This is a genomic window from Flavobacterium sp. (assembly GCF_044349645.1).
Lineage (GTDB): Bacteria > Bacteroidota > Bacteroidia > Flavobacteriales > Flavobacteriaceae > Flavobacterium.
The window spans coordinates 1-18,799 of sequence record NZ_JBIKQP010000010.1 but is presented as its reverse complement, the minus strand read 5'-3'; the positions used below and the strand labels follow the sequence as shown (position 1 = coordinate 18,799).

Genomic DNA, 18,799 nt, shown 5'->3' with positions numbered 1-18,799 from the left:
ATGAGTACATTTTCAATTTTTTTAGTATTAATAACAATAGTATGTTTTTTACTAATTGTAGTAATTATGGTTCAAAACCCTAAAGGTGGTGGATTATCTTCTTCATTAGGAGGATCGCAAATGATGGGTGGTGTTCAAAAAACTACTGACTTTTTAGATAAAAGCACATGGATTTTAGCGATGATTCTAACTGCATTAGTATTATTTTCTTACCTAAGTTTTACAGATTCATTTGGTGATTCTGATTCTAAAATTATAGATACAACACAAAAAGCAACTCCTGCAGCTGCTACACCGGCAACTCCAGCTGCACCAGCACAATCTGCTCCAGCTCCTGCAGTTCCAGCAAAAAAATAATTATTTTTTCAAAATATTAAATGCCAGCTTGTCAATGCTGGCATTTTTTTTAGGTAAAATTGTCATAATTAACACATTGGCACAATTTCTGAAATTATAATTTCATAAAATTTCAATAAACAATTAAAATATATTATTATGAGTTTAAACATCAAACCTCTTTCAGATCGAGTTCTAATTGAACCTGTAGCGGCAGAAACAAAAACAGCCTCTGGAATATTCATACCAGACACTGCCAAAGAAAAACCTCAAAAAGGAACTGTAGTTGCTGTTGGTGCTGGGACTAAAGACCACACAATGACAGTTAAAATTGGGGATTCTGTATTGTATGGTAAGTATGCTGGTACAGAATTAAAATTAGAAGGTAAAGATTATCTAATTATGCGTGAAGACGATATTCTAGCTATAATCTAATATACAATTTAACAAATAAACGAATCAACAAATAAACATAAAATGGCAAAAGATATAAAATTTGATATTGAAGCACGTGACGGATTAAAACGTGGTGTTGATGCATTAGCAAATGCTGTAAAAGTGACTTTAGGGCCTAAAGGGCGTAACGTTATTATTGGAAAATCTTTTGGTGGACCAAATGTAACTAAAGACGGAGTAACTGTAGCTAAAGAAATTGAATTACAAGATCCTTTAGAAAATATGGGGGCTCAAATGGTGAAAGAAGTAGCTTCGAAAACCAATGATTTAGCAGGAGACGGAACTACAACCGCTACTGTATTAGCACAAGCTATAGTTAAAGAAGGTTTGAAAAACGTAGCTGCAGGTGCAAACCCAATGGATTTAAAAAGAGGAATCGACAAAGCAGTTGAAACAATTGTTGCCGATTTAGCTAAACAAGCTAAAGTAGTTGGAAGTGATTCTGAAAAAATCAAACAAATTGCTTCTATTTCTGCAAATAACGATGAAGTAATTGGCGAATTAATTGCTAATGCTTTTGCAAAAGTTGGAAAAGAAGGTGTTATCACGGTTGAAGAAGCAAAAGGAACAGATACTTACGTAGATGTTGTTGAAGGTATGCAATTTGACAGAGGATATTTATCTCCTTATTTCGTTACCAATCCTGAAAAAATGGAAGCGGAATTAGAAAATCCTTACATTTTATTATACGATAAAAAAGTTTCTTCTTTGAAAGAATTGCTGCCAGTTTTAGAGCCGGTAGCGCAATCAGGGAAACCATTATTAATTATTGCTGAAGATGTAGATGGTGAAGCATTATCAACTTTAGTAGTAAATAAATTACGTGGAGCATTAAAAATTGCTGCGGTAAAAGCTCCAGGATTTGGCGACAGAAGAAAAGCAATGTTGGAAGATATTGCTATTTTAACTGGTGGTACTGTAATTTCTGAAGAAAGAGGATACACTCTAGAAAATACAACTATCGAAATGCTAGGAACTGCGAAAAGAGTCACAATTGACAAAGACAATACAACTCTAGTTAGTGGTGCTGGCGATGCTGATATGATCAAAAATCGTGTAAACCAAATTAAAGGTCAAATGGAAACTACGACCTCTGATTATGATAAAGAAAAATTGCAAGAACGTTTAGCTAAACTAGCTGGTGGAGTTGCTGTTCTTTATGTTGGTGCGGCTTCTGAAGTAGAAATGAAAGAGAAAAAAGACAGAGTTGACGACGCTTTACACGCAACAAGAGCTGCTGTAGAAGAAGGAATTGTTGCTGGTGGTGGTGTTGCTTTATTGAGAGCTAAAAATTCTTTGAAGAATTTAAAAGCAGACAATGCAGATGAAGCTACAGGAATTCAAATTATTTCTCGTGCGGTAGAATCACCATTAAGAACTATTGTTGAAAATGCAGGTCTAGAAGGATCAGTGGTAGTTGCAAAAGTAGCTGAAGGTAAAGGAGATTTTGGTTATAATGCTAAAACTGATGAATATGTTGACATGCTAAAAGCAGGAATTATTGATCCTAAAAAAGTGACAAGAGTTGCACTTGAAAATGCAGCATCTGTAGCTGGAATGATCTTAACAACTGAATGTGCTTTGGTGGAAATTAAAGAAGAAAATGCTGGAGGAAGCCATATGGGTGGTGGTATGCCAGGAATGATGTAATTAAGATTACATTCAAATAAAAAATCCGCTTCATGAATTATGAAGCGGATTTTTAATTTATGAACTTTTCAAATTATTTAACTACTGTTTTTTTCAATAGTTTAAGTACTACTGGTAATGTTGAAATTAGAATAATACCAATAACAATATATTCTATATAATTTTTTAAATTAATTCCATAATTTAAGAAAATTCCAAATAAATAATGCCCCGAAAAAATTAGTACAGAGGCCCATAAGAAAGAACTTAAAATATTGAAAAACATAAACTTTTTCCTATCCATTTCTACAATTCCTGCAATTATAGGTGCAAAAGTTCTGAATATTGGAAGAAATCTAGCGTATATTATGGCTTTCCCTCCATATTTTTCAAAGAAATCTTTCGATTGTATCAAGTATTTTTTCTTGAACCAAAAGGAATCTTCTTTCTTAAAAAGATAGTATCCACTTTTTGCACCAAACCAATATCCTACCATATTTCCAAGAATTCCCGCTATTGAAATAAAGCAAACTAATATTAGTACATTTAAAAAATCACTATCAATGTGAACAAATTGATCTACTAAGCCTGGGTGATAAACCCCATCAACCACTGAGCCAGACGCATAGATTCCAGATAAAAATAAAAGGCTATCTCCCGGTAAGAAAAAACCTGCAAAAAGTCCAGTTTCAGCAAAAACAATAAACAAGACAATGTAAAGTCCAATTTGTATTCCTCCGATTTGAAGGGTAATATAAAACTCAGGATTTATTAATTGTGTCCAATCAAAATTATTCATAGATAATTTGGTTTACTTTGTCAAAAACAAAATTTGTATAAGGCGTGAAAGTAACTAAAATTTAATTTAGACACAATTAATTGGCACGATTTAAAATTAAATTAACGCAAATCTAACTCGTTATTTCCTTTCATATTGGCAACAACCAGGTAATTTAGTATAATTTTCATCTGTAGCTTTTACCTCATCGGTATCATACCCTGCTTTTGCGACCGCTTTTTTTACATCCAAAATAGTAGCTTTTTCTTCGTTCAAAATTAAATTCAATTTATGCGTTTCTATGTTCCAAGTGGCCGATTTTACTCCTGAAACTGAAAAGGCTGCTTTTTGAATTCTGGATTGACACATGTCACAACTTCCATTAACCTCGATTTCATACTTGGCATTTTTGTTTAATTTATCTTGTGCTTGAATTGAAAATGCACCTAAAATAAATACTGTTGCTAAAATTAATTTTCTCATAATTGTTGTTTTAAATGTTATTATAATTGTTTATTTGATTTTAAATCGTAATCCCGCATAATACATCTGTCCAAATATTGGCGCATATATTATTGAAGTGTCAAAAGCGGTTCCGAAAGGATTGCTACTTCCTAAAATTGCTTTTTCTTGTTTATAATTTCCGATATTTTCACCTCCAACATACATTTCAAAGGTACTTGAAAAAACTCTAGAAATTTGCATATTCATCACTGAAAATGAAGGTGAAAAATCGGGCATTGAGTCTAAACCAGAGTTGGAAATGGTGTTTGGTAATCTTTGTTTTCCAATCCAATTAATTGTAAAATCAAACTTCCATTGTTTTCCATCATCTAATAAATGAGTTTGGTATTCCAAATTTCCAAAAAATCGATGTTTGGCTTGTAAAGGGCGTTCCAAAGTCTCATACTGATAATCGGTTTGAATATCATAATATTTATAAGCCGCTCTCAAATTAAAATGTTTAACTAATTCATAATTAAATTCTATTTGCAAACTATTTGCAAATGATTTTCCATTCAAATTATAAAATACGACTTGTTGCGGGCCTTGATACAAATCAACCACTACTTGGTTTTGAAAATTGGTTCTGTAGAAATCAAATCCTATATCTCCGTTTTTGTTAAAAAGTAGAATTTTTTGAGAAAAGCTGATACCATAATTCCAAGCTATTTCAGGATTTAATCCATAAATTTTTCCTCCATTACTAAGAATTTCAAAGTTTCTTGAACTTCCAAATAGTTGTTGATTTTCAGCAAAAATATTTGCACTTCTTATCCCTCTTCCTGCCGAAAAACGAAATACTCCTTTTTCCCAAGGATTGTATCTAACATGCAATCGAGGAGTAAAAAAAGCACCTAGACGATTATTATTATCAAATCTACCGCCTAATATCATACTAAAATTACTAGTATTATCATAGGTGTATTCAAAAAATGCACCAATTGAATTGTCGGTTCTACTGTAATCTATTTGATTTACAAACTCGTCATATTTATCATAGGTAAAATTAATTCCAGTTGAAAATTTATTCATTGTATTATCAATAATTGAATTGAAAATCAAATTGGAATAATAACTTTTCTGCTTTATATTGTATTGGTTAAACCCAAAATAAGATTCCTGATTATGACTATTAAAAGCGTTTTGGAAACCGATACTCTGAAAAGGCATATCTGGAAAAACATAACCCACTTTATTTGAAGCATCTACTCTTTCAGTGTTGATTTCAGAACCCCAGAAATTGGTTGTAAATCGATCCCGATTTGGATCAAATTCCAATTGACCCATTTGCTTTTTGTCGTTCATATATCGGAAATTAGTAAAACTAACCCACCCTTTTTGAGCATTTGCATATTCCCAACGATTTAAAATATTGATTTGTTTTCCCAAAGGATTGTCCAAAAATCCATCATTGTTCATGTCGTTCTTGGCAATTCTAGTATTTCCATGAATAAACAAGCTTGAACTCCATTTATCGGATAATTTTTTATTGAAATGAGTATTTAATTCAAATCGAGAATCTGAAGCTCCGTAAGCATTTACAAAAAATGGAATATCTTTAGAAGGTTTAAGTAACTCGGTATTTATTTGTCCTGAAATACTTTCATATCCGTTCACAACACTTCCAGCCCCTTTTGTAATTTGAATGCTTTCCACCCAAGTTCCAGGTGTAAATGACAACCCATAAGCTTGAGAAGCACCTCTCACAGATGGAATATTTTCCTCGGTTATCATTAAATACGGACTTGTTAATCCGAGCATTTTTATTTGCTTGGTCCCTGTTAAAGCATCTGAAAAATTAACGTCTATTGAGGGATTGGTTTCGAAACTCTCGGCCAAATTACAGCAGGCTGCCTTCAACAATTCTTTGCTTGAAAGTAGTGTAGTATTGGCAGTAAGTTTTAAAGATTTTTGCAAACTTTTACTGGAATTTTGAACTTTTATTTCCTTCAAAGTGTCTTGTGAAAAGGAAGTAAACGAACAAAAAAACAACAATAAAAGAATTGAAATTTGTTTTTGCATTTTTAAAAAATTTTATGTTCATAATGAGTTTTTAACCACATAAAATGTGATCAACCTTCAAAACATAAAAATTAAGCGTAAAATATATATTGGGAATACAACTTAAAGTAAGGCGGTGCATTTGCATCACAAAAATAAGTTGGGATTGAATTTTTTTTGAAAATCAAAATTGAAACTGTAATATTTGATTTCCAATCAATAGTAAATAATTGAAAAAAAGAAGTTTGAAAAAATAAATGTGATAAAGAAGTTTCCGATTTTTTCTGAAAATGCATCACTTTATTGTCACAACAATTTGATTTTTTTTCAATTTCACCACAGCAGTTTTTCTCTATTTCTGAAGTTGATAACCTTGTTTTAAATGAAATTGAAGAAATTTCATCGCCACAATAATGCACATTAAATGCAAACCCGATGTTGGAAACCAACAATAGGAGCGCTAGCATGATACAAATGTGTTTTCTAAAATTCATATTACAAAGGTAATCAAAATTATAAAATGAAAATTAATATTAAGAAAAAATTAATTTAACCGCTTTTGGATTAAATATCCTGGAATGAATAATAATAAAAATAGAGGTTGAATTAAAAACCTACGTAAATAAAACAATAGCATTTTGTTTTCTTGAGCATAAAAAGCTAAGACAAAATAGAAAATTAATATTAAAATAATAAATAATAATACAAATACAACTGCAACAAACTTGGAGAAATTAGCGTCTTTAAAAGCAATTTGAATGAATGCAATTGAAACTATTGTATTCAATGAATACCTGAAAAACAAACTTAAAAACAACTTCAATTTATCTACAATTGGAAGTTGCAAATTAGTGAAATCGGACTTGAAATAGTCCAAATACGGATCGTAGAAAAGCGATGTTTCACCTATTCTAATTAATGCTAAAAAAAGCACCAATGAAACCAAAATAAAAACTCTGAATTTATTATTTAATAGGTGTTTTAGCATAGAATGAAAATTTGTTTACCCAAATAATCCACAAAATAAATACAGTTCCATAAATAACTAGAGGAAATAAAATATCATGTAAAATAAAATTGGCTTCGGGGAAATTATAAAAAGCAACCATTAAAAGTGCAATTCTAGTGATATTTAAAACATGAATAATTAAACTTCCCGAAATAATAAAGTAAATCGTATTTTTCAATTTCCCTGAAAATGCAATTATAAATGAGATAAATAGAATGATCACACTTAGTGCATTACAACCTTCAATAATTCTGGAAATGTATTTTCCATTATAAAAAAACTTATAACAAGGTTGTGAAGGATGAAGCTCGATTTGAGCATCAGCGTTGAAAAACAAAAGTAAGTGCTCAACTTGAGTTGAAACTAATTTGGTAAACCCATCAACTTCATTATTTTTTATATCAAATTGATTTAAATAATGTTGATATATAAAGGTTAAAACCAAATAGGAAAAAATAAATTTAACCAAGAATAGTAAAAAAGGCTTGTACTGAATCCAATAATTCTTCAAATTGTAATTTTTAACAAATTTATATAAAAAAAGACGAGCGCAATTAAATACTTTTGTAAAAATTAAAATTATGACATTTGCCGAATTAAAACCTCTAGTTATTGAAATTGCAAACTCTGAAAACGGCTCTCGAGAAGAGAAGTTATTACAAATTTGTGCACTTTTAGAATCAAATGTTGCGCATTACAATTGGGTTGGGTTTTATTTTGCAAATCATGAATCCCAAACTTTACATTTAGGACCCTATGTTGGCGCTCCTACTGATCATACTGTTATCCCATTTGGAAAAGGTATTTGTGGTCAAGTAGCAGTTTCAAATAATAATTTTGTTGTTCCCGACGTTGCTGCTCAAGACAATTATATAGCTTGTAGTTTTACTGTAAAATCGGAAATCGTAGTTCCACTTTTTGTAAATGGACAGAATATTGGTCAAATAGATATCGATTCAAACACTTTAGATCCATTTACAACTGAAGATGAACGTTTTTTAGAGTTCGTTAATGAACAAATTGCTGAATTATTTTAAGTTATAATGAATTTCGAATAATCAAGGAACATTTATTTTCGATTTGTTCCTTTTTACCATTGAGAATCATTTTGGCTACAATCTTACCCATTGCAATAAAATCAGTTGAAATGGTTGTAATTCCGTTTTCTACTACTTTTTTTAGAGGCGTTTCATTATAAGATATGATTCCGAAATCAATGCCAATTTGTAAATTCTGTAATTTTGATTTTTCTATAACTCGAACTAAATCTCTATCATTAGGAATTAAATAGACCTCTCCTGCTTTTATGTTTTTATCTGAAAATTCAGAAATAATTTCAAATTCGAACTGAAAATCATTGCAAAATTTTTCAAATCCTAATTTCATCCCGATGGGTTCTCTAAACCCTGGAAAAATGATAATTAGTTTTTTGTATTTGTCCAATTTCGACATTCCAATGCATAATGCATCATAAATATCTTTAACGAAATTTTGAAAAACAGAAGGGAATTCCACAAGTTCTATATTTGTTTGGTCTAAAATATAAACATCATTAACTGGTAGGGTTTTTATTATCGAAGGTGCCTCAACCAAATTTGTAGGCATTATAATATATTTTGTATAATTACCATTACTGTCCTTTATTAACTTTCTAAAAACTTCTATATTAAAATGATGAAAGAAAATATCTACTTGAACATCTTTTCCTATATTTTCCAAAAAGGAATTATATAAATCTTCTTTAAAAATATTAAGCTCATCAAATAATAGAAAAATCTTTTGTTTAATATTAATTTCCGTGCTTTTTACATAATATCCTTTACCAAGAATTGCAAAAATTATTCCCCTCTTTTTTAAATCTTCATAGGCCTGAAAAACAGTATCTCTAGACAAGGAAAACTCTAAACAAATTTTATTTATTGAGGGTAATTTTTCATTTTTTAGCAATTTACCATCCTCAATAGCTTTTTCAATTGAAGCTATAATTTGCCTATATTTGGGAATTCCAATGTTTGTTTGAATAGAAATCAGCTTCATCTAGAAGAAATAATTAAGGTTAAAAAAACTGGTAGGTACTACTATGTTTTTAAGCAAAAATAAAATAATTTTGAAATAGTTTATAATTTACATCAAAAAATGTCTGAAGTTACCATCAATTCAAAATTCAAATTATTTGGAACAATGCCAAATGGTGAAGCTGTTTACAGCTATGAGTTGAAAAATACTAATGGAATTGAAGTTAAAATAATCAATTACGGCGCTGCCATTACTTCCTTAAAAATACCTTTAAAAACGGGAAATATCATTGACATAGTATTAGGATTGGAATCATTAAAGGACTATATTAAATCATATGAAATCGGTGGTTCCCCCTATTATGGAGCAACTGTAGGAAGATACTCTGGTAGAATTAACCAAGGTTTATTTACTTTAAATAATAAAGTTTACCAACTTGAAAAAAACCTCAACAATCATTCACTCCACGGAGGTAATATTGGCTTTAGCCAAAGAATTTGGGCGTTTAAAAAAATTACTGACGGTATAAATCCATCTATCACATTAACTTATTTTAGTCCTAATAATGAAGGTGGTTTTCCAGGTGATTTAAATGTAGAACTCACTTATACTTTATCTGAAAATAACGAGTTAAGTATTGATTACATCGCCACAACTTCAGAGGATACGATCATCAATTTGACCAATCACAGTTATTTTAATTTGGAAGGACATCAAGAAACAATTGCAAATCAAGATTTATTTATTAACTCCAATACCGTTTTAGAAACGGATAATGAGAATGTTCCTTCGGGCTTTCTCTTGAAAGTAGATGATACTACAAATGATTTTTCAAATGCAAAAAAATGTCCAGAAAAAATAGACTCCTCATTTGTTTTAAACAAAGAAAATAAAATTGCAGCTTCACTTTACAGCGATATAAATAATTTGAAAATGTTAGTTTTCACCGATCAGCCTTCGGTACATATTTATGTAGGTGGTAAAAATGATGATTCGATAACTGCAAAAGAAAATATAAAATACCAATCCAACAGTGGGATATGTTTTGAAACTCAAAATTTTCCTGATGCTCCAAATCATAGCCATTTCCCAAATTCTGTATTGAAAAAAAATGAAACTTATTTGCAAAAAACAGTTTATAAATTTGAAATTTAATTATTATGAAAAATTCAAAATCTAACATCTTATTACTATTTGTTATTTCGACTTCGCTGTTATTATGTTATTGTAGTAATTCTCAAACTCCAGATCCAGTTCCAAATCCAACACCAACTTATAGTTTTGCGAAAGGGGCAGATATTGGGTGGTTGTCACAAATGGAGGCCACAGGATATAGATTTTACGATGCTGACGGAACAGAAAAAAACTGTTTACAATTATTAAAAGATCGAGGAATGAATACCATTCGATTACGCGTTTTTGTTAACCCTTCAAATGACCGAATTAACGGACATTGTAGCAAAGACGAAACGGTAGCGATGGCAGTTCGAGCCAAAAACTTAGGGATGAGAGTTATGATTAATTTCCATTATAGCGATACGTGGGCAGATCCTGGACAACAAAACAAACCAGCTGCTTGGGCTTCACATTCGTTTACCACTTTATTGAGTGACGTTTACAATCATACTTTTGAGGTATTAACCGCACTAAAAACTGCGGGAGTAACCCCTGAATGGGTTCAAGTTGGAAATGAAATTCCTGGTGGAATGTTATGGCCTGAAGGAAATTCATCCAATTTTGCACAACTAGCACAACTTTTAAATAAAGGGTATGATGCTACAAAAGCTATTGATCCAAAAATAAAAGTGGTAGTTCATATTGATCAAGGTAATAATAATTCTCGATTTAGATGGTTTTTTGACAATGCTAGAACTAACAATGTAAAATATGATGTAATTGGACTTTCTTACTATCCTTATTGGTTAAACAGTAATTATACAATGACCATTGGTGACCTTCAAAATAATTTAAATGACATGGCAACTCGATACAATAAAGAAGTTATGGTGGTAGAAGTTGGTGGAGATTTTACATTGGTTCAAAATACAAAAGACATGCTTACAGCAACAATTAATGCGGTAAGAAACGTACCAAATCAGAAAGGACTTGGAGTTATTTATTGGGAACCACAAGGTGAAAAAACTTGGAGCGGATATCAATTAAACTGTTGGCAAACCAACGGAAAACCATCGTTAGCTCTAGATGCCTTTAGAAATTAATATCTTAAAATGATGAAAATAATATTCCAATCCATTAGCAAAATAGGACTTTTTATTTCGATTTTATTTATAAATTATTCAAATTCCTTTGCTCAAAATAAAATTAGCCTTGATGAAGATTGGAGGTTTCATTTTGGAAATTCTGCAGATCCAAATAAAGATTTCAATTATGGAAATGTATTGTTATTTCATAAATCGAATGTTTATGATACTACAATTGTAAATCCGAAATTTGTAGATTCTAGTTGGAGTAAAATTAATGTTCCACACGACTGGGTGGTGTCTTTACCATTTGAAAAATCAGATACGCATAGTATGGATAGTCACGGCTACAAACCTGTTGGAGCTATTTATCCTGAAACTAGTATTGGTTGGTATCGGAAACATTTTACCTTTGATAAATCTAAAATTAATAAACGTTTCGAATTACAATTTGATGGGATTTATAGAAATGCTACCATTTGGATTAATGGTTTTTATGTTGGTACAAATTTTAGTGGTTACATAGGAAGTTCTTACGATGTGACCGATTATATGAATTTTGAAACTGAAAATGTAATTGTAATTCGTGTTGATGCCACTCAAAATGAAGGTTGGTTTTACGAAGGTGCAGGAATTTACAGACATGTTTGGTTAAATATAACTGAAAAAGTTTTTATCCCTGAAAATGGCGTTTATATAAATACAATTTTAAAGGATAAAAGTGCAACAATAAATATTGAAACCACCATTGAAAACAGTAATTTAATTCCATCGAATTGCACTACTTATTCCTACATAACGGACAGAAATGGTAAAATTATTGCAAAAACGAATGAGACAAATGTTCGCTTGGAAGCGAATAAAAATAACATTGTCAAACAAAAATTAACAGTTCTAAATTCTCGGCTTTGGTCAATTGAAGATCCCTATTTATACAAAGCCATTTCTGTAATAAAAGAGGGAAACAAAATTCTCCAAGAATCAAAAACCAGATTTGGAATTCGAACATTTAAATTTGATGCTACCGAAGGGTTTTTTCTTAATGGAAAACATGTAAAAATTAAGGGCACTAATAATCACCAAGATCACGCTGGAATTGGAAGTGCACTCCCTGATTACATGCAGTATTATAGAATAAAATTATTGAAAGAAATGGGTTCAAATGCCTACAGAGCCAGTCACAACGCTCCTACTCCAGAACTTTTAGAAGCTTGTGATAGCTTGGGAATGCTAGTTTTAGACGAACAAAGGTTACTCAATAACAGCCCGGAATACAAAGATCAATTTAAGCGATTATTGATTCGAGATCGAAACCATGCCTCAGTATTTTTATGGTCAATTGGAAACGAAGAACAAAACATTCAAGGAAATGAATACGGTAAAAAAATAGCACAGTCGCTATTGGCAATCCAAAAAGAAATTGACCCTTCTCGAACTAGTACCTATGCTGCCGATATGGGAAATGATTTTAAAGGAGTTAATGAAGTAATTCCTATTCGTGGATTTAATTACCGAGAATATGCCGTTTCAGATTACCATCGGGATCATCCAAACCAACCCGTTTTAGGAACAGAAATGGGAAGTACGGTAACTACAAGAGGTATATATGAAACCGATTCCATCAGAGCTTACGTTCCCGACCAAGATATTACTGCTCCTTGGTGGGCAAGTAAAGCAGAAACTTGGTGGAAGTTGGCTGCGGAAAACAAATATTGGCTAGGCGGTTTTATTTGGACTGGTTTTGATTATCGCGGAGAGCCAACACCATTTAAATGGCCAAATATAAATTCTCATTTTGGAATTATGGATGTATGTGGTTTCCCAAAAAACATCTATTATTATTATCAAAGTTGGTGGACAGACAAGGATGTTTTGCATCTTTCCCCTCATTGGAATTGGCCTGATAAAGTAGGAAAACCAATAGATGTTTGGGTAAATACAAATGCTGATGATGTAGAATTATTTTTAAACGGAAGAAGTTTAGGAAAAAAAGTGATGCTTAGAAATAGTCATTTGCAGTGGGAAGTAAATTATGAACCAGGAGTTTTGGAAGCAATTGCTTATAAAAAAGGGAAGAAATTAACCACTAAAATTGAAACTACTGGTCAAGCATCCAAAGTTATTTTATCTCCAGACAAAACCATTTTATTAGCTGATGGAAAAGACGCCACTGTTGTAAATATTTCTCTGGAAGATGAGCAAGGAAGAGCTGTTCCCGATGCAAATAATATAATTGAATTTACCCTAACTGGAAATGCTAAAATTATCGGTGTTGGCAATGGAGATCCAAGTTCTCATGAGCCTGACAAATGTAAAGACGGAGCTTGGCGAAGAAGTGCTTTCAATGGAAAATGTCAAGTTATTATTCAATCCGAGAAAACGAAAGGCTTATTAAAATTAGAAGCAAAGTCTACGGGATTACAATCTGCGACTACTACGTTTACCATAAAATAATTCAAAATGAAAAAAAAATTAATTAAAAATACTACACTTCATTTTGAAAATATTTTTCAAAAAACTCCAGAATATATCTTCCTTTCTCCTGGAAGAATTAATATAATTGGCGAACATATTGACTATAATGACGGTTTTGTTTTACCGGCAGCTATCAACAAATACATCTGTTTTGCAATTTCAAAAAATGAAAATTCAGAATGCACAATTGTCGCAAAAGATTTAGATGAAACGTACCATTTTAATTGTAATAATAATTTGAAACCAATTGATAAAATGTGGGCAAATTATATTTTAGGCGTTATTCATCAATTGAAGGAAAGGGAATTTAAAACGCAAGGTTTTAATATGGTTTTTAGTAGCACAATTCCAATGGGGGCTGGATTATCCTCTTCGGCAGCTTTAGAGTGTGGTGTTGGTTTTGCGATGAATTCCATTTTTAATCTAGGATTATCAAAAAAGGAAATTACTTTAATTGGGCAAAAATCCGAGCATACTTTCGCGGGTGTAAATTGTGGAATTATGGATCAATTTGCCTCTGTATTTGGCAAGAAAAACAAGGTTATAAAATTGGATTGCAACACTTTAGAATACGAATACCACAAAGCAGATTTTAATAATTATTCCTTGCTTTTATTAGATAGTAATGTCAAACACACTCATTTAACGTCAGGTTATAATGTAAGAAGACAAGAAGTAGAACAAGGATTGTCGATAATTAAACAACATTTTCCGGAGGTAAAAACATTTAGAAATTGTAATGAGAATATCATTTTAGAACTAAGAGAAAAATTAGGAGAAACTTTATTCAAAAGATGCTATTTTGTAGTAAAAGAAATACAAAGGGTTCAAGATGCAGTAATTGCAATTGAAAATTCTGATTTCAAAAAATTAGGTGAATTAATGACCGAAACCCATACTGGTTTGTCAAAAGAATACGAAGTAAGTTGCGATGAAATTGATTTTTTGGTAGACTCGGTTAAAAATGAAAATTCCGTTTTAGGATCTCGAATGATGGGCGGAGGATTTGGAGGTTGTTCTATCAATTTGGTTGAAAAAGGTTCAGAAAATGAACTTATAAATAAAATAGCAAGTCAATATAAAACTGCTTTTGGTATCGATTTAAAATCCTACAAAGTAAAAATTTCAAAAGGAACTTCATTTGTAAAAAACTAATTATGCAAGAATTTAATTCCAACGAACATTCGCATCGTCGCTATAATCCATTATTAAATGAATGGGTTTTGGTTTCTCCACACCGGGCAAAAAGACCTTGGCAAGGTCAAAATGAAAGTGTGTTTTCGGATGAATTACCAGAATACGATTCTAGTTGTTATTTGTGTCCAGAGAATATTCGTGCCAACGGAATTAAAAATCCTGATTATGAAAATTGTTATGTTTTTGATAATGATTTTGCTGCGATAATTCCAGATGAAGTTAGTTTTAAACACCAAGAAGTAAGTAGTTTTTTAAAAGCTATTCCAGAAAGAGGCCTTGCAAAAGTGGTTTGTTTTTCACCAAAACACAATCTTACGATTCCAGAAATGGAGGTAGAAGCGATTAAAAATATAATTAAAACGTGGCAGCAAGAATATGCTGAGCTAGGCAAAAAAGAATTTGTAAATTATGTACAAATTTTTGAAAACAAAGGCAGTATAATGGGATGTAGCAACCCTCATCCACATGGTCAAATTTGGGCACAAGAGTCTTTACCTACCGAAGTTGAAAAAACACAAAATAATTTGAAATCCTATTATGACAAAAATGGTCAAACATTATTAAATGATTATTTAATTGAAGAATTAAAATCGAAAGAGAGAATTGTTATTGAAAACGAGGATTTTGTTGCATTAGTCCCGTTTTGGGCAATTTGGCCATTTGAAACCATGATAATCAGTAAACGAGTTTTTGGAAAAATAACTGATTTTTCTGATTCAGAAACGGTTTCATTTGCTGAAATAATTAAAGAATTAACAGTAAAATACGATAATTTATTTAAAACCTCTTTCCCCTATTCATCTGGAATTCATCAAGCCCCAACGGATGGAAAAAATCATCCAGAGTGGCATTTTCATATGCATTTTTACCCACCTTTATTGAGAAGTGCAAGCGTTAAAAAATTCATGGTTGGCTATGAAATGCTTGGTGAAGCACAACGAGATATTACTACAGAAAAAAGCGCAGAAATCATTAGAAATTCTTCAAGTAAACATTATAAAAATAAATAACCACCTAAAAACCAAAAAATCATGCAAACACTATCCACAAAAGATTATTTAGTTTTTTTACTCTATTTCGTAATAATTGTAGGTTACGGCTATTGGATTTACAATCGTAAAAAGAAAGAACAAACAAGTAGCAAAGATTATTTTCTTGCAGAAGGATCGTTGACATGGTGGGCAATTGGTGCTTCATTGATTGCAAGTAATATCAGTGCAGAACAGTTTATTGGAATGAGTGGGAGCGGTTTCAAAATGGGATTAGCCATTGCCACTTATGAATGGATGGCGGCAGCAACCTTAATAATCGTAGCAGTGTTTTTTATGCCTGTTTACCTCAAAAATAAAATATCCACAATGCCACAATATCTAAATCAACGCTACAATAGTAATGTCGCGATGATTATGGCGGTCTTTTGGTTGATACTTTATGTATTGGTTAATTTAACTTCGATTCTCTATTTAGGAGCTTTAGCAATTAGTAGTATTTCAGGATTGAATTTAACTTTATGTATGATTTTTTTAGCTTTTTTTGCCATTATGATTACACTTGGAGGAATGAAAGTTATTGGTTATACCGATGTAATACAGGTTTTCTTTCTCATTTTAGGAGGTTTAGTTACCACTTATTTAGCACTGGATTTAGTGGCGAAAGAATTTGGATCATCAGGCGTTATTGATGGATTCCAATTAATGACGACTCATGCGAACGATCATTTTCATATGATATTTGACAAAACCAATCCAAATTATATTGATTTACCGGGACTTTCAGTATTAATTGGAGGTATGTTAATAATCAATTTAAATTATTGGGGTTGCAACCAATATATTACTCAAAGGGCTTTGGGTGCCGACCTAAAAACGGCTAGAAGTGGAATTTTGTTCGCTGCATTTTTAAAATTATTAATGCCTATAATAGTTGTACTTCCTGGAATTGCAGCTTATGTATTGTATCAAAACGGTCATTTTCAAACAGAAATGCTACAGGATGGAAGTTTGAATCCTGACCGCGCTTATCCTACGCTACTTAACTTACTTCCTGTTGGACTGAAAGGACTTTCATTTGCAGCCTTAACTGCAGCAATAGTAGCTTCCTTGGCAGGAAAAGCAAACAGTATCGCAACCATATTCACATTAGACATTTATAAAACTAAAATTAATGTCGCTGCCGATGAAAAGAAATTAGTTAATATTGGTAAAAAAACGATCATAATTGCAATGTTAATTGCAGTTGTTGTGGCTCCCTTTTTAGGAATCGATAAAAAAGGAGGTTTTCAATACATTCAAGAATATTCGGGTTTTGTGAGCCCGGGAGTTTTTGCGATATTTATTCTAGGTTTCTTCTGGAAAAAAGCGACATCAAACGCGGCTTTATTTTCTACTATTGGTGGGTTTTTGATGTCAATTATTTTCAAATTTATGCCCGCTTTCGTTAATCTATCATTTTTGAATCCGATTGGTTTTTCAGTTCAAAATTCTGAGGGAGTATACGAAATTCCATTTATAGACCGAATGGGATTTGTGTTTTTATTCTGTGTGATTGGAATGTATATAATTAGCATTTACGAAAACAAAAAAGGGATTAAAACTAATGGATTAGATGTAGATAAAAAAATGTTTAAAATGTCGCCTTCATTTATTGTTGGATCCTTAATTGTGGTATCGATAATTGCAGCATTATATACAATTTTTTGGTAGAAATTTTAAGAATTGACTATCAGATATTTATTATTTAGCAGTAGATACCTATTTTTATTTGGTAATTAAAAAATAAGTAGTACTTTTGCCCGGTCTTATAAAAGCTATGAGACATACATAAAAATCATTAAACAAATATTGGAATGTATTTAACTAAAGAAATTAAAGAAGAAATCTTCGCTAAACACGGAGATAAAACTAACACTGGTAAACCTGAAGCGCAAATCGCATTGTTTACATACAGAATTAGTCATTTGACAGAGCATTTGAAAAAAAATCGTCACGATTACAATACTGAGCGTTCGCTAGTATTATTAGTAGGTAAAAGAAGAAGTTTATTAGACTACTTGAAGAAAACCGAAATTAACAGATATCGTGAGATAATCAAAGTATTGAATATTAGAAAATAATCAATAAAAAAGAGGTGCCCACGCGCCTCTTTTTGTTTTTAGCCTTAGGGCAAATAAAAGTTAAAAAAGTTTGGTTTTTCATTGGATTATTAGCAACAACTACAACAACACAACAACTCTGTCGACAGGCAGAAACCCAATGTAAAATTAAAAAAGGAAAATTTATGATTCCACAATTATTTGTAGAAAGTATCGATTTAGGTGATGGAAGAAGCATCACAATCGAGACAGGAAGATTAGCAAAACAAGCTGATGGTTCTGTAGTAGTAAGAATTGGTAAAACTGTTATTTTAGGAACAGTAGTAGCCGCAAGAAAAGCAAGTCCAGGAATTGATTTTTTACCATTAACGGTAGATTATCGTGAAAAATTTGCAGCAGCAGGTCGTTTCCCAGGAGGTTTCTTCAAAAGAGAAGCACGTCCAAGTGATAGCGAAGTGCTAACAATGCGATTAGTTGACCGTGTATTACGTCCACTTTTCCCAAGTGATTATCATGCAGAAGTGCAAGTGATGATCCAATTAATGTCACACGATGACGAAGTGATGCCAGATGCGTTAGCAGGTTTAGCCGCTTCAGCTGCATTAGCATTGTCTGACATCCCATTTGAAACTTTAATTTCAGAAGCTAGAGTTGGAAGAATTGATGGTAAATTTGTTATCAATCCTTCACGTGCACAATTAGAATTATCAGATATCGATATGATGATTGGGGCTTCAACAGATTCTATCGCAATGGTAGAAGGTGAAATGAAAGAAATTTCAGAAAAAGAAATGGTAGAAGCAATTAAATTTGCTCACGAACATATTAAAGTACAAATTGCAGCTCAAGAAAGATTAGCAAAAGCATTCGGTAAAAAAGAAGTTCGTACTTACGAGCAAGAAAAATCTGATGAAACTATTTATGCTAAAGTTAAAGCTGCAGCTTACGATAAAATCTATGCTATTGCAAGTAAAGGTTCTGCAAAACACGAACGTTCAGCTGCATTTGACGAAGTAAAAGAAGAAGTAAAAGCGTTGTTTACTGAAGAAGAATTAGCAGAAAATGGCGATTTAGTTTCTAAATATTTTTACAAAGTAAATAAAGAA

The 18,799-nt window shown here is 31.7% G+C and carries 18 protein-coding genes and 1 pseudogene; 12 read left to right on the top strand and 7 right to left on the bottom strand.

Annotation, left to right across the window (positions count from 1 at the left end; genetic code table 11):
- From secG to groL, 3 genes are all read left to right on the top strand, one after another.
- Nucleotides 1-357 (top strand): preprotein translocase subunit SecG, encoded by a 357-nt coding sequence (secG, locus tag AC9UFV_RS03445; RefSeq protein WP_509572800.1) that lies wholly within the window; start codon nt 1-3, stop codon nt 355-357.
- A 138-nt stretch (nt 358-495) separates the two neighbouring features.
- Complete coding sequence (locus tag AC9UFV_RS03440; RefSeq protein ID WP_509572798.1) at nt 496-771, top strand: co-chaperone GroES; 276 nt, start codon at nt 496-498, stop codon at nt 769-771.
- 42 nt (nt 772-813) lie between these two features.
- The gene (gene groL, locus AC9UFV_RS03435) at nt 814-2,442 is read left to right on the top strand and encodes a chaperonin GroEL (RefSeq protein ID WP_509522348.1); all 1,629 of its coding nucleotides are present in this window, start codon (nt 814-816) and stop codon (nt 2,440-2,442) included.
- A 73-nt stretch (nt 2,443-2,515) separates the two neighbouring features.
- Here groL and AC9UFV_RS03430 read toward each other — a convergent pair whose 3' ends face one another.
- From AC9UFV_RS03430 to xrtF, 6 genes are all read right to left on the bottom strand, one after another.
- Nucleotides 2,516-3,220, bottom strand: coding sequence for a DedA family protein (locus AC9UFV_RS03430; protein WP_509572796.1), 705 nt, complete (start codon nt 3,218-3,220; stop codon nt 2,516-2,518).
- 120 nt (nt 3,221-3,340) lie between these two features.
- Nucleotides 3,341-3,682, bottom strand: a complete 342-nt coding sequence (locus AC9UFV_RS03425) for a heavy-metal-associated domain-containing protein (RefSeq protein WP_509572794.1) — start codon at nt 3,680-3,682, stop codon at nt 3,341-3,343.
- 30 nt (nt 3,683-3,712) lie between these two features.
- A complete protein-coding gene (locus tag AC9UFV_RS03420) occupies nt 3,713-5,725 on the bottom strand; it encodes a TonB-dependent receptor plug domain-containing protein (RefSeq protein WP_509572792.1) in 2,013 nt (670 codons plus the stop codon).
- 71 nt (nt 5,726-5,796) lie between these two features.
- Complete coding sequence (locus tag AC9UFV_RS03415; protein WP_509572790.1) at nt 5,797-6,198, bottom strand: HYC_CC_PP family protein; 402 nt, start codon at nt 6,196-6,198, stop codon at nt 5,797-5,799.
- 50 nt (nt 6,199-6,248) lie between these two features.
- A complete protein-coding gene (locus AC9UFV_RS03410) occupies nt 6,249-6,692 on the bottom strand; it encodes an exosortase F system-associated membrane protein (protein WP_509572788.1) in 444 nt (147 codons plus the stop codon).
- Nucleotides 6,670-7,224: an exosortase family protein XrtF gene (xrtF, locus tag AC9UFV_RS03405; protein WP_509572786.1), complete on the bottom strand. Its 555-nt coding sequence runs from the start codon at nt 7,222-7,224 to the stop codon at nt 6,670-6,672. The genes AC9UFV_RS03410 and xrtF overlap by 23 nt, the downstream gene beginning before the upstream one ends.
- 70 nt (nt 7,225-7,294) lie before the next feature.
- Here xrtF and AC9UFV_RS03400 point away from each other — a divergent pair, with 70 nt between their 5' ends.
- Nucleotides 7,295-7,750, top strand: a complete 456-nt coding sequence (locus AC9UFV_RS03400) for an XrtF-associated fRMsr-like GAF protein (protein WP_509572784.1) — start codon at nt 7,295-7,297, stop codon at nt 7,748-7,750.
- 1 nt (nt 7,751) lies between these two features.
- On the opposite strand, the gene AC9UFV_RS03395 is transcribed toward AC9UFV_RS03400, so the two are convergent.
- Nucleotides 7,752-8,750 (bottom strand): GntR family transcriptional regulator, encoded by a 999-nt coding sequence (locus AC9UFV_RS03395; RefSeq protein WP_509572782.1) that lies wholly within the window; start codon nt 8,748-8,750, stop codon nt 7,752-7,754.
- 99 nt (nt 8,751-8,849) lie between these two features.
- Between AC9UFV_RS03395 and AC9UFV_RS03390 the strand changes: the two genes are divergently transcribed.
- The 8 genes and pseudogenes from AC9UFV_RS03390 to AC9UFV_RS03355 all read left to right on the top strand — a co-directional run.
- Entirely contained in the window at nt 8,850-9,884 is a 1,035-nt protein-coding gene (locus AC9UFV_RS03390) for an aldose epimerase family protein (RefSeq protein WP_509572780.1), read from the top strand.
- Between the two features lie 5 nt (nt 9,885-9,889).
- Nucleotides 9,890-10,948: a glycoside hydrolase family 53 protein gene (locus AC9UFV_RS03385; RefSeq protein ID WP_509572778.1), complete on the top strand. Its 1,059-nt coding sequence runs from the start codon at nt 9,890-9,892 to the stop codon at nt 10,946-10,948.
- A 9-nt stretch (nt 10,949-10,957) separates the two neighbouring features.
- A complete protein-coding gene (gene galA, locus AC9UFV_RS03380) occupies nt 10,958-13,384 on the top strand; it encodes a beta-galactosidase GalA (RefSeq protein WP_509572776.1) in 2,427 nt (808 codons plus the stop codon).
- 6 nt (nt 13,385-13,390) lie between these two features.
- Complete coding sequence (galK, locus tag AC9UFV_RS03375; protein ID WP_509572774.1) at nt 13,391-14,560, top strand: galactokinase; 1,170 nt, start codon at nt 13,391-13,393, stop codon at nt 14,558-14,560.
- A 2-nt stretch (nt 14,561-14,562) separates the two neighbouring features.
- Nucleotides 14,563-15,612: a UDP-glucose--hexose-1-phosphate uridylyltransferase gene (locus AC9UFV_RS03370; protein ID WP_509572771.1), complete on the top strand. Its 1,050-nt coding sequence runs from the start codon at nt 14,563-14,565 to the stop codon at nt 15,610-15,612.
- A gap of 21 nt (nt 15,613-15,633) precedes the next feature.
- The gene (locus AC9UFV_RS03365; RefSeq protein ID WP_509572769.1) at nt 15,634-17,304 is read left to right on the top strand and encodes a sodium/sugar symporter; all 1,671 of its coding nucleotides are present in this window, start codon (nt 15,634-15,636) and stop codon (nt 17,302-17,304) included.
- Nucleotides 17,305-17,447: 143 nt separating this feature from the next.
- Entirely contained in the window at nt 17,448-17,714 is a 267-nt protein-coding gene (rpsO, locus tag AC9UFV_RS03360; RefSeq protein ID WP_509572766.1) for a 30S ribosomal protein S15, read from the top strand.
- 164 nt (nt 17,715-17,878) lie between these two features.
- A pseudogene (locus AC9UFV_RS03355) lies at nt 17,879-18,799 on the top strand (polyribonucleotide nucleotidyltransferase); the annotation flags it as partial.